Raw genomic sequence first — 17,308 nt, 5'->3', positions numbered from 1 at the left:
TTTTTTCGTATATGTTGTGAGAAAATCATAGACTTTATCTATCATGAAAATTAATTGCTTGCAGTGTGTGACCGTTTTTTTTCAACCAAGCTCGATATGTTTTACTCCCAGGATACAATTTTTCACAAAGAGTCCAAAATCTTATTCCATGATTCATCTCAATGAGATGAGCTATCTCATGTGCAACAACATATTCAATGATTTCCTTTGGTGCCATAATAAGACGCCATGAAAAAGACAAGCGTCCATCAACCGAACATGATCCCCAACGGCTCTTCGTATCTTTATAACGGACCGATTTAACCTCGCGTTCTACTTTTTGTGCATAATGTGTTACTAATGGAGTAATAATAATTTCAGCTTGCTTTTTTAAAACATCAGCAACACGCCTTGGAAGATGTTCGGCTCGACTATAGATAACAATTTTTGGTTCTTGTGTTGTATCACCTTCAATAATTTCAAAAACGCCACGTCCTTCTTTACGCGTTATAGTGTGCGCAATACCCAACAAAGGAATTTTCACTCCTTCTTTAATAGAATAATTTTCACGCGAAAGCTGTGACTCAATCCAAGTCCGATGTTTATCTATGAAACGCTCAACAGTACATAGATTGATTGCAGGTGGTATTGTTAAAAAAACTTTCTGCGTCCTTACATCAATGCGTAAAGTAAAGCGGCGCGCATATGCGTATTCTCGGACATGTAAAGGGATAACACGACCAGAAAAAATTAAATCTTTCTCATAAATGGTCATCAATCATTTTCTTTATAAAGAATAAGAATTTAACTTTTATTCTTGCATTGATTTGGTATTCATTCGCTCAATCGATAACATAAGTATTTTTTCAAGACACTCCAAATCTTGCAGACGTGACACTCCATGATCTGCATCGCGAATAAGAGTCAATGTTACATCGTGTAAAGGCAAATGCTCAAGCAAAGTCAACGTATGTTGATAAGGAACCTCCTCATCTTTCATTCCTTGCAAAATATGAATTGGACATTCAATACCGATACGTCCCCTCATAATGCGATTATTTTTCCCATCTTCAATCAATGCTTTTGTAAAAGGAACCATCTCACCAACCATAGGTCGATTAACGTAACCTTTTTCTACCAACATCTTTCTTTCTTCTATGTCTAAAATCGGTTCTAATAAAGTCTGTGTAAAGTCAGGTGCCGGTGCAATGAGTACCATACCAGCAATCGGTTTATTTTTTTGTGCAAGCATCATGGCAAGCCTCAAAGCAATCCACCCACCCATAGAAAAACCAACCAAAATTTGCGGTCCCTCACAATAATTTTCAAAGACTGCTAAACTTTCCTGTACCCAGCGAGAAATTGTCCCTTGAAAAAAATCACCTTCCGACTCTCCATGACCGGAATAATCAAAACGCAAACAAGACAAATCATTTTTTTGAGCAAAAGAATCAACCATAATCGGCTTACTGCTAAGCATATTTGATCGATAACCAGAAAGCCAAACCAAACCAGGGGAACGATTACCTTTGCGAAAACGAACAGCAAGAGCTGTCTCTTCAAATGAAAAAAATTGGCAAGAAGTATTTTTATCCACTGCATCTCCTTTAAAAAAATCATTTAAAGAATGAAGAATTTACAAATAATTAAAAAACAAACTCTTACTGTTTTGTCATCGACATAAACAGCACACATAACAAAATTATACGCTCAAAGAAAATCTCTTCCTTTGAGAATCATAAATCATTTCTTTAATCATTGATTCAAACTTAATTTTATTTTGCATTAATACGCTCAACCAATGACATTAACACTTTCTCAAGACACTCCAAATCTTGCGGACGCGACAATCTATGATCTCCATCACGAATGAGTGTTAATGTTACATCATGTAAAGGTAAATGATCGAGCAAAGTCAACGTATGCTGATAGGGAATCTCTGTATCTTCCATCCCTTGCAAAATATGAATTGGACACCTAAGATCAATGCATCCTTTCATGACACAGTTATTACGCCCATCTTCAATTAAGGTTTTCGTAAAAGGAAGCGGATCCCCATCACCAACCGCAGGTCGTTCAACATAACCTTTTTCTTCTAAAATCTTCCATTCTGCTTCTCCCAAAGCCGGCTCCACCAAAGTTTGCGTGAAATCGGGAGCAGGTGCAATCAATACCATGCCAGCAATTTCTCTGTTTTTCTGCGCAAGCATCATTGCAAGTCTCAATGCAATCCATCCTCCCATAGAAGAACCAATTAAAATTTGTGGTCCTTCACAATAATTTTCAAAGACTGCTAAACTTTCCTGTACCCAGCGAGAAATTGTTCCTTGAAAAAAGTCACCTTCCGACTCTCCATGACCGGAATAATCAAAACGCAAACAAGACAAATCATTTTTTTGAGCAAAAGAATCAATTTTCATCGCTTTATTCGCAAGCATATCTGATCGATAACCAGAAAGCCAAACTAAACCAGGAGAGCGATTACCTTTGCGAAAACGAACAGCAAGAGCTGTCTTTTCAAATGAAAAAAACTGACAAGGAATATTTTGATTCATTATCATATCTCCTCCCCAAAATGTCCTTAATATATAGAAAGAAAAACACTAACCTCAGAATAATAAATTAATATACATTACAAATAATAGTAAAAAACACATCTCCTTGTTGTTTTTTCATATATAAATTCCAGTTGTTTTTCCTTATACAATTGTATATTAAAATATGTATTGTATATTAAATATATTGTAAATAAATCGGAATTAAGGAGCATAAACCATTCGCCGACCATCTAGAATAACCCCCGCCCTCAAAGATGGGCCACGTTCAAATCAAGATATCTGTGTTCCATGTGTTCAACTGATTAATGATGAAGGACAACATCAAGGAGTAGTTCCAACGCAAGAAGCTCTTGCTATGGCTGCAGCCGCTGGCCTTGATTTGGTTGAAATTGTCCCAAATGCGGAGCCGCCTGTCTGTAAAATCGTTGATTTAGGAAAACTCAAATACCAAAATCAAAAAAAAGCGGCTGAAATACGTAAAAAACAAAAAGTCATCGAAATCAAAGAGATTAAGATGCGGCCAAATGTTGATATTCACGATTATGAAGTTAAACTTAAAGCCATTCATCGCTTTATCAGCAACGGTGATAAAGTGAAAATCACTTTACGTTTTCGTGGTCGCGAAATGGCACACCAGGATCTTGGGATAAAACTTCTTCAACGAATCAAAGAAGATACGAGCGAAATTGCTAAAATCGAATCTGAACCAAAATTTGAAGGACGCCAGATAATGATGGTTATAGCACCCAAATAGTTCTCATAGAGGGATCTCGTGTGCACATCCTATTAAAATAAACACGCAATTATGTCATGAAAGCACCGCTGATTGTTGTTGCGGTGTCTTTCAGGATTTTTTTGTATTCTGATGTTAAATTTCTCTACAAGAAAATTCTCTTCCCTTTTAGAGAAAAACCATTCTATCTTTTGCGCGAGATACCTCTATCTTGCATAAAACAACGAGAGAGAATAAAAGCGTTGTATGATCACAAAACCAATATCTTCGTTTGATAAATATCTTATTATTCGTCTTTTTCGAGAAAATTTTCATAAACATGTCTTCTGGTATAGTGCAGCTATTTTTTCAATGATCATCATTGCATGCACAACTGCGGCCAGCGCGTGGATTATGCGCGATGCTGTCAATTATATTATTGCGGCACAGAATTTTGGTATGATTGTTTTTATTTCTAGCATTATTGCTTTCATTTTTATTCTCAAAGGCATCTCAACTTTTGCTCAAATCTATTTTTTAAGCAAAGCAGGTAATAGTATTGTTGCGGAACAACAGCGCAAAATTTACGCACGTCTTATGGAACAAGGTGTTTCTTTTTATCATAAGAATACTTCATCAGATCTTCTTGTCCGCGTAACACATAATGCAACAGCAGCACGTAACATCATTGATACAATCATTACAACTTTTGTACGTGATTTACTCTCTGTTATTGGCTTAGTTCTTGTGATGCTCATTCAAAATTTCACGTTAATTGTTATTACCTTAACAATCGGTCCATTAGCATTTTTAGGAATTCGAATAGCCTTAAAACGTATTCGTAATCTGGTGGAAAAAGAACTTTTCTCACTCGGAGAAATTATCAAGCTCGTTCAAGAAACCGCTGTTGGAATTCGTGTTATAAAAGCTTTTTCACTTGAAAAGTTGATGAAACAACGCATGAATAAAGCTATTAGCGATGTTGAAAAACAAGCAAACAGCATTGCAACACTTGAAGCTGCTACAAACCCTATTATGGAAACACTTACCGGAATTGCCATAGCAGGGGTTATTTGTCTTTCTGGTTACCTCGCTACACAACGAGCAGGCGTTCAAGGTGAATTAATGTCTTTTATTGTCGCTTTGCTTCTAACCTATGAACCTGCTAAAAGGCTAGCAAATGTACGCGTCAAAATTGAATCGGGTTTGATTAGTATCCGAACAATGTTTGAAATACTTGATCATCCTATTACTGTTGTAGAACATAAAGACGCTAAAGATCTCAATAAAACAAATCTCTCCATCCGTTTTGAACATGTTTCATTTGCTTACACAGATGGTCAAATGGTTCTAAATGATATCAATCTGGAAATAGAAGCAGGAAAAATGACAGCCTTAGTTGGGCCATCAGGATCAGGAAAATCGACAATTATTAACCTGATTATGCGTCTTTATGACCCTACACAAGGGCAGATATTCATTGGCGATCAAGATATTCGCCAAACCACATTTCGCTCTCTTCGCAACCTTATGGCTTACGTAGGCCAAGATACTTTCCTATTTCAAGGAAGCATCAAATACAATATCGGACTTGGCAAAGAAGGAGCGAGCAATGAAGATATAATAAAAGCAGCAAAAGCAGCTAATGCTCATGATTTTATTATGGAATTTCCAAATGGTTATGACACACAAGTCGGTGATAATGGGAATAACCTTTCAGGGGGACAAAAACAGCGTCTTGCTATTGCTCGAGCTATACTGCATGATAGTGAAATTTTAATTCTTGATGAAGCAACAAGCGCTTTAGATTCACACACGGAAGCGCAAATCAATGAAGCTCTTCACCATCTCACAAAGGGGCGTACTACGCTTGTCATTGCCCATCGACTCTCTACAATTGCACGTGCCCATAAAATTATTGTCATAAAAAATGGTAATTTAGTTGAACAAGGAACCCAATCAGAATTACTCGCAAAAGAAAACGGTCTTTATAAAAAACTTCATAATATTCAATTCAAAAGGCAATAATCTTTAAGAGATGAATTTTCAAAATTTCTTTTTTAGTAATCTTTTTCGTAAAATAGGCCAAAACTAGAGTCATTATCATTCCCAATAGCACCTTTAGCCTTGAGATTTCGTGAAATATCTAAATTAACTGTTCCTTTTGTTTTTCCATTTGACCCTGCTTCCAAACCTAAATAAATGTTATCGTGGATGTAGCGTCCAATCCGTAAACCCGTATTTCCTTTTTCATCAACGACAACATCAAGATCATCAAGACCAATTTTAGCGCGTAAAGTATTCAACAAAGATGTATTAGAAGCGCCTGCAAGCTCAGCTGCTGCCGCTGCAAGCTGAGCAATTTGTAATGGTGATAACTCATTCAAAGAACGATTAAAAATTAAACGTGCCAACACTTCATCTTGCGGTAAAACAGGTTGTGAAGAAAAATTAACATTAATATTATCGATCGTTCCACTAACAGTTACAGTAACGTTTGTATCTCCACTATTACTATTCGCAACAAAATAAACAGTGGGATTAAGGTTTCCATTAAAACTTGCTTGTCCTTGATCAAAATTGAGACGTCGTGAAAGAATATCAAAGCGCCCTCGAATCATCTGAAACTCACCAACTGGACGAACATTGTGCAAAGGACCAGCCAAATTAATGCGTCCTCCTAATTCAACATCTAGACCACGACCACGCACAAAAAATTTATTGCGCGCATTAATATTCATATTCAATCGCACAATAGCAGAAGGCTCTTTAGAAAGATTTTGATTATGATCAAGACTCTTAACCTCAGCGTATTCAAGCGTTTTTTGAATTAACTGAGTTAAATTTTTATGTTTAATATCAAGAAATTTTGTATTTCGGAAATGATCAGGAACCAGAATTTCAGCTTTTTCAACAGTAAGATTCCCTCCTATGAGAAGATCACTCAACAAAGGTCCAGTTACTGTCATATTACCCGTTAATGTAGCAAAAATCATCGACCCATCATTATAACGAGCCCGATCAAAATGAATAGCTAAATCTGTCTGCAAATCACTTGAAACATTTCCTGAAACAGAAACAGATCCTCCAGCAGGAAAATAAGCATATGCACGCTCTAAAGTGATATTATCACCATTCGATTTTCCTTCAAGCACGATATTATTCAATCCAAAATTTGTTTGTGAATCGAAAAAATGGCCATTCGCGACAGAAAAATTTCCTATCAAGCTTGGTTCAGACATCGTACCATTCAACGTTGTCTCTATTCTTGCAATTCCTTCCATATATGCGCCACGCTCAGCTAAAAATGGATCAATTAAGACAAGAGGAATTGTTCCTTTAACATTCAATCCAATTTCTGAACCATTCAAAGGAACATGTCCATTGAGTGACAGATCCAACTCCTTGAATCCTGTTGCAACCATATGTTCGATATGAAATGTCGATTTTTTATAAGAACCACGAGCATTCATATTAATTGATTCTAATCCTTTATGCGTTATCACTGTTAAATTTTTACTAGAAAGCTCAAAGCGAATTAAAGGATCTTTTAATGTTCCACCAACACCAACTTGCCCCATCATCATTCCTGAAAGAGCTTGTTTTGTAATAAAGCCGTTCGCCAAATGTGCGGGAACATTTTGCAAATCAATTTTCAAATCAAGTTTATTGTTATCTAAAGATATCGTTCCTTGCGTTTGTGCATGTAGATCTTCTCCCGTTAAATCAGCTTGCACAATAAGATTTTTATTCACCATCTTACCTTTCGCTAAAAATGCAAAAGGCGTTATTTTTTTGTCTTCAAAAGCAGCAATTGTTAATTCTTTTCCATTTAAAACGTAACTCACTTCAGGTTTTTCAAAATGACCACGAATCATAATGTCTCCCGTCAAAGTACCACGAGCACCAAGATCAGGTTTCCACAAATTGACCAAAGAAACAGGAAAAGCATTCATTGAGAAACGTAGATTAAGAGCATCATAAAAATTACCTACAAGAGAAACTGTCCCACCATTAACCGTAAGCCCCAACTCACTCATCACGATCCCATTTGCATCATGAATAATCGTAACTGGTTTGAGTAATGTGGCATGAACATTAGATTGCTTCACATCCAAAGTTTCAAGTTGCACTTTTTTCCGTACATCAGCCGGTAATCCTACCGTAGTCACATAACCAGAAAGCTGTGTTTTTATATTATCATGTAATGTTGCTTGAGCATCAAAAACTGTTTGTCCTTTATCACCATTTGCATGAGCATTGAAGTGATTGACGATTATTAATGGTGTTTGGACATGTTCTGCATTAGCAAAACCTTCAAACTGAATAGCACCAAAAGGATCAAATATATCAGCCTGTATTTCCAATTTTTTTATCTTATTTTTTGCAAGATTCAAACGATCAATATTAATCTTCAAGTTGGCTTTCTGTTTTTCATTTTGTTCATCTAAAACAAAATCTCCCTTCACACTTCCACTTCCTTTTTGTAAAAACAACGCAGCAAGTGTTGAGATATTGTCGGCATCAATGTGTAAATTTCCTTTCATAAAACCTTTAAGCGTCTGAGAAAAATCGCCCGTTATCTTTGCATCACCCCCTTTAATATTGATATTTTCAACCTTCCAAATACGATTAGAATTATCAAAAGAAGCTGATAATTGCAGTGGTTTTTCAGCAAAAACCCCTCTTCCTTTTACAAAACCCGTGAAAGAAGGAGTTAGCGATGTATTATTCATAAGAACATTAACATTAACCATTGTATTTTGAAGTTTTTTTCCAACAAAAAGAGCTTCATCTACATGAGCGTGCGTACTCAGCATTACAAAATTATGATGCCCTCTAATCGCTCCTCGCACTATAACCGCACCATTCATTTTTGGATTCAAGACAGTAAGATCAGAGAGTTGAGCATAAAAATCCATCTTCGCATTCTTATTTGAAAAATGGCCTTTAGCTTTTATGTCAGTATATTTATTTTTCAAACGTAAATGTCTTACAACGAAACCTTCCATATTTCGCGTAGCATTTCCTGAAAGAATGAGATTTCCTTTAAATAAACGATCGAGAGCTTCTACATCCACCTTGATATCATCAGTATTGCCTGAAAGTTCAAGATCAAAAGCGCCTCTTACTAAATTCACCGTTCCTTTAGCTTTAATATCTGCACCACCAGAAAGCGGTTTCCCACTAAACAGCCCTAAAAGTTCTAAGGTTTGCGCTTTTAAACCAAGATCACCACTAAAAACAAAATGATTCACTTTCCCTTTTAACCAAACAGAAAAACCCTGAGCAGTCATACTTAAGTCATGAATAAATATTGGTTTTCCGGCTACTATATCTGCATCTAAATGTACATGAGCAGTTTGATTTAAAGCATTAGACAATTCATTCTTAGCACTCGTAATTCCTTGAATATTTCCATTAATTTGAATCCCAACATGGCGAGAAGTCAAACTGTCAAGATTTTCGCTCACACCTCCCATGTCAAAAACAGCATTACGAATATGAACATTTTCATTGATCAAATTATGAATAACAAGTTGCCCTTTCCAGACCGGTTGTCCTTTACGACCATAATCAATCTTGAATGTCAGATCATCCAAGTGTGTTTGCGCCTCTAACGTCGTAGATTCACTGACTTTATCAAAAGCCATTTTACCATCGATAAACAATTGGCGCAAAAACCCATCTTTTGTTAACTCGGCATTCGCTTCAAAATTCATTTCTTTACTTTGAATCGTCATATGATCAAGGCGTGTGGCACCTTCTTTTGTTATTATTGTCTCAGCTTGTAATATTATTTCAGATTCAAAGAAATGACGATATTGAACAGGAACAAAATCATCAATTATGCCGGAAAGATTTGTAGAAAAACTATGACCTTCTAAAGTTTTGATAAGAGTAAGATCACCATCCAAAATAGGCTTATGATCTGCATCCAAATGGAGAGCAACAACCAAATCATCAAAAGTGCCATCACCTTCAATAGCAAGGTTCAATGCAGGACGTTTTTCAACATTTAATATATTTGCTAAAATACCATTTTGTGGTTCATCAGCAAAAATATTAATTTTAGCCGTACGCTCTTTATTAGATATTGTTGTTAAAAGAGAAACATAACCCGGTGCATCTAAACGATGTACTTTGATATCTGCATTAATATCACTATTCGTTAAGACTAAATGACCCTTTAATGACACATCAGCAGAACAACCAAAAAGATCTTTTTCAAAAGTCACACGCTGAGACACAAGCGTATTGACAGAAAGAGACAGAGGCAATTTTGGTATAGAAAATTGATCAATTCTAGAAGAAGAACCAAAAGAAGAATTCTTTGGTTTGCGTAAAAACGTAATATGCTCTAGCGAAAGCTGATTAATATCAACACGTCCTCTCAACAACGCTAGACGATTCCAATCTATTTCTGCATTAGCAATTTTAAGCCAAACACCTTTGTTATCACTTATAGTAATAGTATCAATTGATATTTTTGAAGATAACGTTCCTTGCACATTATACAAGCGAACATGGCGATTAGGTGTTGAAAGCTTTTTTTCAATAAAAGAAACAAGCCATGAATGATTATTTTCTTGTGTTTCATAAAAAGTCGCGTTTTTTTTCTGTATAAAAAAAAGAGATCCCACAATGAGAAAAAAAAGCCCAAATAACAAAACCCCCAGACGCAATATTTTTTTCATTAGAATGCTTGCCCTATACCCACATAAAAACCAACGCGAGGATCTCCTTCTTCACGCTTAAGAGGAACAGCTATATCAAACCGTAACGGACCAAGATCCGTCATGTAACGACCTCCAATCCCCACTCCCCATTTAATGTTTTTCGACAAATCAAAATGACCTTTTCCTCCAACAAAACCACCATCAATAAAACTGACAAAACCCAATTTATCATGTAAAGAAAAACGTAACTCTGCCGATCCTTCAATAAGTGCACGCCCTCCGATAGTCGTACCCTTATCTGTTTTAATACCAATATTGCGATATGCGTAACCGCGAACAGACCCACCACCGCCCGCAAAGAAAAGAGTATCGACGGGCAATTGCAACGTATCAGCTCCAACAATTGTACCAAGCTTTGCTCGCGTTGCAAAAACAAAATGGCTTTTTTCATCAAGTGTCCAGTAAGAACGACCCTCTACCATCATTTTTGTGACAACATTATTGAAGCGCAATTCATAAAGCGGCTCAAGAATCGCTTCACCATACAGACCTTCTGTAGCATTTAATTTATTATCTCGGCTATCATAAATCAAACCACTCGGTAATCCAATCGTCATAAAGTTACGGTTTCCAAAATAGTTATCACGCGCATAACTATTAGAAACCGCAATAGCAATCTGGCCTGACAAATTATCATTAAAGATATGCGCAACACCCCACTTTCCTTTCGTTGCCGTTGTGGTGTAATTATCTAAAATATCTCGCTGTATTTTTAATTCCGCTCTAAAATCTGTATCAGGAGTAATGATTCCTGGTCTAACAAATGTCATTCCCAAAAGATAATTAAAATTCTTTGGATCATAAGATTTTACTTTATGATTACCTGCACCGCTTATTTTCGTTTCTATCTTAAAACGCTCTGCATGACCAAAAAGATTATTATGAGTCCAATAAGCTTCAAAACCTGCGCCATCTAATGTTGAATAACTTCCACCAATACCAAAGCGTCGAGGCTTACGTTCTTCCACAACAAGTGTAAGAGGTAAACGATCATCAGCATTAATTGTATCAGCTTCCAGCATATTGACTGCCCGAAAGACACCAAGCCGTCCGAGCCGTTTATTAGCCTTTGTCAATACCTCAGGATCATATTTCTGACCTTCCTGCAACCCTGTCATCCACATAATGTAATTTGAATTCATGCGTGGTTTTTTACTGACATTATGGACTTTTAAAGGACCATAATAAGCTTTTTTTTCAGGATTAATTGCAATTCGCGCATCAATGAGACGCGCAGCATGATCCGCAACCACATCACGATGAATAATGTGCGCTTTTGCATAACCTTTTTGGCGCCATCCCTCCACAGCCCATTGTTCTGCCTTCAGAATAGTTTCAGATTTTGCAACAGCTCCAATCTGATAACCCAAATCTTCAACTGAAAGCATCTTTCCTGTGTTGCTTTTCGCAAGAGAAGCAGCTTTGTCAACATGTGTCGTTTTAAATAGGTATTGTGGCCCAGCATCAATCGCAATGACAATATAAGATTGTGCTGGAAGCTGAGTCATAGGGCTCAAATCAGCAACTTCTAAACCGTTAATCTTAATACTAATGATACCACCATAACGTCCATCAGCATAAAGAGCAGAAAGAATTGTTCGATAATCTGAACGTGCTTTAGCTAACAAACCAGAAGAACTGGAAAGTATCTTATCTTGATCAGCTACAAGAGAAGAAATATTTTTAGCTATTTTAACGCCCACAGATGATGCTCTTGGCAACGCGACGACTTCAACCTTATAGGATTTTTCTTCACCACTCATATTGTGTAGAGAAGTGTTTATTTTCTTTTTACCAAACAAATGAAGACCGAAAAGCTCGAAGGCAGAAAGGGGTTGCGGAAAAGCAACGAATAAACATAAACCGATAAATACACTTCGCACACTTTTTAAGCTTAACAAAATTTTTGTCTGATATCTCATCAAATCAGATACTCTTAATAATATTATTTTTTACAAATTAAGCTCTAATAAAAAAGATAAATATGTTTATTTTTTAATTTTTTTATAAAAACACCCGCCCTCACTAACATTAGAGCGTAATGTCATATTCTGTCTTTAATATTGGCAGGATTCTGAACTACTGCGCAATAAAACAGCCCTGCTCCCCTCCTCTTAACATATTCATTTGGCTTATTCTAAATATTTTATTGCACTGTATATTATCATGGTTAAATTTTTGGAAATAACTACTTATGGTTGTGCCATAACGATAATTACACCGTAAAAACTTAAATCTATATATAGTTCTCCTTGTTCAAAAGACTATACAGAGGCTTCTTGATTTTTGTGTATAGATATGATTTTTTCTTTCTAAAATAAAAATAGGAGGGGGAGAAATATCAACAAATGATCGCACATGTTACAACTGTTGCTTTTCGCGGTCTAGACGCAGTTCCTGTTGATGTACAGGTTATGATTTCTCCCGGTAAAATAGGAATGGCGATTGTTGGTCTCGCCGATAAGGCTATTGCAGAAAGCCGTGAACGCGTACAAGCAGCCTTACACGCTTGTGGTCTTTCTATGCCTATTAAACGCGTTACAATTAATCTTGCTCCAGCTGACTTGCCAAAAGAAGGATCACATTATGATCTTCCTATTGCGATGGGCTTAATGTTAGCAATGGGGCTTCTTCCTTCTGAAGTCGCGCAAAAATACATTATTTTAGGTGAATTATCACTGGATGGATCTATTACAGCTGTCAATGGTGTTTTACCAGCTGCGATCACCGCTTCATCACTGAACAAAGGTTTAATTTGCCCTTATCAGTGCGGATCTGAAGCTGCGTGGGCTAATGCAGAAATGGATATTTTAGCACCTGATTGTCTTCTTACTATGGTCAATCATTTTAAAGGAACTCAAATTCAAAAACGCCCACAACCACGCCAATACGCTACGCAAACTGAATTACCTGATCTTTGTGAAATTAAAGGACAAAAAATTGCTAAACGGGCCTTAGAAGTTTGTGCTGCTGGACGACACAACCTTTTGTTTGTTGGCCCTCCTGGAGCAGGAAAATCTATGTTAGCTCAGCGCTTACCTTCTATTTTACCACCTCTAGATAGCCGTGAAATTTTAGATGTTTCTCTGATTGCCTCTATTTCAGGAGAAACAATCCATAAAACCATTTCACACCACTGTCCTTTTCGCTCTCCACACCATTCTGCTTCTATGGCTGCAATGATCGGTGGTGGTCTCAAAGGGCGCCCTGGAGAAGTATCTCTCGCTCATAATGGTGTTTTATTTCTTGATGAATTACCTGAATTTTCTCCAAAAGTTCTTGATTCTCTTCGTCAACCTCTAGAAAGTGGAGAATGTATTATTGCACGCGCTAATCACCACATCAGTTATCCTGCTCGTATTCAACTTATTGCTGCAATGAATCCTTGTCGATGTGGCATGGCTGGTGAAAATGGTTATATTTGTGCAAAAGGAGATCGTTGCCGAATTGATTATCAATCTCGCATTTCGGGTCCTTTGCTCGACCGAATTGATTTGCGTATCGATGTTCCTGCTCTAACAGCTATGGATCTCATGCAACCAGAACAATCAGAAAAAAGTTGTGATGTTGCAAAACGAGTTGCTCGTGCCCGCACTCTGCAAACGAAACGTTTTTCTGCACTCGATCTTGCTCATATTCGTACGAATGGCGATTGCCCTGCAAAAATTATTGAAGAAATTGCTATTCCCGATAAAGATGCAGCAATATTGTTGCGCGATGTTAGTGAAAAGATGCATATTTCTGCTCGTTCCTATCATCGTATTCTCAAAGTTGCACGCACAATTGCTGATCTTGATGAATCAGAACATCTTGCTCGTCATCATATCGCCGAAGCTGTTTCCTATCGACTAGGGAGTGAACGATTAACAGCTCACGCATAAATGAAGATATCTCAATAAAAACTAATGGGAAAATACCGCAAATAAAGCTCTATAAGCTTACCATCACGCTCCAAAGATTTTAGAGCGTAATTGAACATATCAACCAATTTTGCATTCTTTTTTGCCACAGCAATCTGCATGCCTTCTCCTAATACCTGCGGTGCTATGTAAGCCCCTCCAACAAAATGACAACAATATGCAGATTTTGGATCATTTAACCATAAAGACAAAGCAAATCCATCATCAAAAACAAGATCGATCTCATGATTTTGTAACGCTTTATAAAGTAGAGCTCTATTCTTAAATCCTTGCGATTGAACGTTGGGAAAATAACTCCGAAACAGTCTTTCATGAGCACTTTTTAATATAAATCCGCTCTTTAAATGCATAAGCTTATCATTGATTGGTTCATTGAGCTTCAAAGAATGTGCAGAAACAAAACGCGCAGGAAAACGTAAATAAGTTTGGCTAAAAACAAGATCTTCACGCGTTTCAGCTGTTTCTTTTAAACCCGCGATAATTGCTTCTGCTTCACCATTTTTAACATGATCAATTAACTCTTCCCAAGGAACAACTTCGACTTCACATAATTTCTCTAGATTTAATTTTGCACAAATAGCGCGTAATAAATCAACATTATAACCTATTAGATGCCCTGTTTGATCAAGAAAATTAAAGGGCGGAAAATCAAAAGTTGTTACAAAACGCAAACGCGTGATACCCGCTGTATTGGGTTGTATTAAACGTTCACGCGAATTAAAAAAAGAAGGCAATTGATTAACTGTTTCAGCCCAAACAAAAGAAGAAAAAAGAAATATCCACACCATCAATAAAACTTTAATACAAGAAGTGAATATCTCTGTACATTTACTCATTTTAAAAATTTTTCCCGATTTTCCAAACCAAAATACTGTCTTTCACAGTATTATATAAATATAATGTATTTAATTGAAAAATCTGGTGTTTAATGAGAAAATCAATACTCTAAATAAGAAAAACAGCTAAAAATTATTCAGTATAATAAGTATAATGTGTTATCTTGATAAGAACATGCTCTTCCCCAACCCATTGAATTATGGACTACCTGTTTTTCTCAACGAAAATTAAACAATTTTATCTCATTTATTCATTCAAAAAATACTAATAATTAAACAAATACTTACTATATTAAAAATAAAAGAAGTGAATTTTATCAATATAATAATATAACCATTATATAAAAACACATTTCATCTCGTTCTCTAAAAAACAAGATACTAAAATTATAACCTACATTGATTCCATCAATTCACTGATTCATTTGATTTAAACAAAAATCAAAACGCTAATATCAGTAACTTTCCTAGATAACAGCAGAAATTTTAGATAAAAACTGGTTGGATTCTGTTTAAAATAGCTATTCTTGATCTCCTCAAAAATCCCATACAGCACGATATGAAGTTCTTCAAAATCTGCAAAAAAATATCCAAAATCTCGCTCAAACAAGGTCATTATATGCTATAATAATAATATATACATATGGTATGTATATATATAATAAACAGGAGCAGCTATGAATGATAAAAAAATTTCAGCAAACCGTGCGATCTACTTGATCAATCTTCTAAAAAACATGTACTACCACTACAACGAGATATGCCACTGCACTGAAGCATATCAAATTATAACAATCCTCATATTCATCACAGAACTCTCAGCGCTCATCAAAACGCTGAGAAAAAGTAAGTAAAATAACAAAAATAGGAGGAAGAGAATAGATAGACAATAAACTCAATCTTCCTTCTATTACTCAATTCTCACATGAGAGTATATTATTTATTAAACAACGTCAATATTTAAAAATGTCGTACATTGACATATTGATGCTAAAATGAATTCACTCGCTATACTATTTTCCATACATTGTATATTTTTATATCTCACTATACAATATATGCTATTTACTCTCGTATTTTGCTTTCATATTTTTTTGACATATATTTCAATTATTCTAAAAAAATTTTCTCCGAAAATATGGAATTGTAAATTTTTCAGATAATTTTCTCATTTGAACAACATACGAATCAAAGCACAAAGATCATTAATGAGTGTCAGTGATTAAAAATCAAAAATGTAGAAAATACACTTTTTTACAACCCGATACTCTCCCATATCTTCCAATGTAATTTTTATTTTTGATAATAGAACGCAATTTAAGCGTTTCATTTCAATTAAAACCATCATCTTCTTTCAGAGAAATATAATCTCAAAAAATCATACCGCTATCTATAAAAATCATAACATTGATTATAAACTAGCAGATATTGAATGTAGTTATTTGTAAATAATACGCTATAAGCTTGAAGCTTTAAAAAGCTTATAACATGTTGTAACTAAACACAGAAATAGATTAACTTATGAGTGATGAAACAACCTCGCCAATATCTGGTGACTATGGTGCTGATCCATCAATTTTCTCAAAGGCCTTGACTTGGAATTTATTTATCACCATCAATCTACAAATCATCAAAATAAAAAAATCTTTCGATTATTGATGATAAAAATCACCAAGAACACGACGTAAAAAACCTTATTTTTGAAATTTCTAACATAAATAGTTAGATAGGGTATTGATTACGCACTTTCGCACATATTCAAAACCCTACCTTGTTATGACCAAAATAAGAGATTACGCAAACGCTATATTTATTTCAGCAATTATTTTTAATACTTTATTATTAAACATATTAATGATATTGTTAAATGCACTAATGATTCTTTTCAGCACTCGCTGTTGCTGCGGATTTTGTACCTGTGGTTGTATCTGCGTTTGCACCTGTGATTGCACTTACTGAAATAAATACCGTCCTGCAACAAATACCGTCAAAATCACTAAAGACATAAAAACCATTTTATCCTCTCAATATATTTCAGCTATATACATTGTTAGTGTTAAAATTAATTCACTTGTTATATCGTTTACTTCTTATAACATATTTTGTGAAATTTTCACAAATTGCGTCCTTATACATCTACTCATTTTAAAATGCAACAATTAATTTATCTCAGATGTAAACAATTTCATGAAGCTCTTTTACTTTTCTAACCATAGAAAACACAAAAATAATACTGCTATCTATTATCTATAAAAAATAACATCTATTATAAATTAGCAGATGTTGAATATAGATTGATATACGGTAGATATTGAATGTAATTATTTGTAAATAATACGCTATAAGCTTGAAGATTTAAAAAAATTTATAACATAAAGTTTATAAAATGTTTTAACTAAACGCAGAAATGGATTGACTTATGAGGGATGAAACAATCTCGCCAACATCCGCTGACTATGATGCTGATCCATCAATTTTCTCAAAGGCCTTGACTTGGAATTTATTTATCACCATCAATCTACAAATCATCAAAATAAAAGAATCTTTCGATTATTGATGATAA

At 35.3% G+C, this 17,308-nt stretch carries 10 protein-coding genes; 4 read left to right on the top strand and 6 right to left on the bottom strand.

Features of this window, described 5'->3' with window-relative positions; genetic code table 11:
• Window positions 1-34 precede the first annotated feature (34 nt).
• From NPY00_RS00670 to NPY00_RS00660, 3 genes are all read right to left on the bottom strand, one after another.
• The gene (locus NPY00_RS00670; protein ID WP_269020107.1) at window positions 35-754 is read right to left on the bottom strand and encodes a M48 family metallopeptidase; all 720 of its coding nucleotides are present in this window, start codon (window positions 752-754) and stop codon (window positions 35-37) included.
• Between the two features lie 36 nt (window positions 755-790).
• Window positions 791-1,576 (bottom strand): alpha/beta hydrolase, encoded by a 786-nt coding sequence (locus tag NPY00_RS00665; protein WP_269020106.1) that lies wholly within the window; start codon window positions 1,574-1,576, stop codon window positions 791-793.
• A 178-nt stretch (window positions 1,577-1,754) separates the two neighbouring features.
• A complete protein-coding gene (locus NPY00_RS00660) occupies window positions 1,755-2,534 on the bottom strand; it encodes an alpha/beta hydrolase (protein ID WP_269020105.1) in 780 nt (259 codons plus the stop codon).
• 238 nt (window positions 2,535-2,772) lie between these two features.
• On the opposite strand from NPY00_RS00660, the gene infC reads away from it, so the two are divergent.
• Window positions 2,773-3,291, top strand: a complete 519-nt coding sequence (gene infC / locus NPY00_RS00655; protein ID WP_269020243.1) for a translation initiation factor IF-3 — start codon at window positions 2,773-2,775, stop codon at window positions 3,289-3,291.
• 225 nt (window positions 3,292-3,516) lie between these two features.
• Window positions 3,517-5,277 (top strand): ABC transporter ATP-binding protein, encoded by a 1,761-nt coding sequence (locus NPY00_RS00650; protein WP_269020104.1) that lies wholly within the window; start codon window positions 3,517-3,519, stop codon window positions 5,275-5,277.
• Between the two features lie 32 nt (window positions 5,278-5,309).
• Here the strand turns inward: NPY00_RS00650 and NPY00_RS00645 are convergent, their stop codons facing one another.
• Both NPY00_RS00645 and NPY00_RS00640 read right to left on the bottom strand, forming a co-directional pair.
• Complete coding sequence (locus NPY00_RS00645) at window positions 5,310-9,947, bottom strand: translocation/assembly module TamB domain-containing protein (protein WP_269020103.1); 4,638 nt, start codon at window positions 9,945-9,947, stop codon at window positions 5,310-5,312.
• The gene (locus NPY00_RS00640) at window positions 9,947-11,911 is read right to left on the bottom strand and encodes an autotransporter assembly complex protein TamA (protein WP_269020102.1); all 1,965 of its coding nucleotides are present in this window, start codon (window positions 11,909-11,911) and stop codon (window positions 9,947-9,949) included. Before NPY00_RS00640 ends, NPY00_RS00645 begins: the two co-directional genes overlap by 1 nt.
• Window positions 11,912-12,337: 426 nt before the next feature.
• On the opposite strand from NPY00_RS00640, the gene NPY00_RS00635 reads away from it, so the two are divergent.
• Entirely contained in the window at window positions 12,338-13,870 is a 1,533-nt protein-coding gene (locus tag NPY00_RS00635; RefSeq protein WP_269020101.1) for a YifB family Mg chelatase-like AAA ATPase, read from the top strand.
• Between the two features lie 11 nt (window positions 13,871-13,881).
• Here NPY00_RS00635 and NPY00_RS00630 read toward each other — a convergent pair whose 3' ends face one another.
• On the bottom strand, window positions 13,882-14,745 hold the full coding sequence (locus NPY00_RS00630; protein ID WP_269020100.1) for a transporter substrate-binding domain-containing protein: 864 nt from the start codon (window positions 14,743-14,745) through the stop codon (window positions 13,882-13,884).
• 1,521 nt (window positions 14,746-16,266) lie between these two features.
• On the opposite strand from NPY00_RS00630, the gene NPY00_RS00625 reads away from it, so the two are divergent.
• On the top strand, window positions 16,267-16,404 hold the full coding sequence (locus NPY00_RS00625; protein WP_269020099.1) for a hypothetical protein: 138 nt from the start codon (window positions 16,267-16,269) through the stop codon (window positions 16,402-16,404).
• Window positions 16,405-17,308 lie beyond the last annotated feature (904 nt).

Origin of the sequence: Bartonella sp. F02 (assembly GCF_026929975.1) — a bacterium.
Taxonomy (GTDB): Bacteria; Pseudomonadota; Alphaproteobacteria; order Rhizobiales; family Rhizobiaceae; genus Bartonella.
The sequence above is the reverse complement of the archived record's forward strand: the minus strand, read 5'-3'. Positions and strand labels throughout refer to the sequence as shown.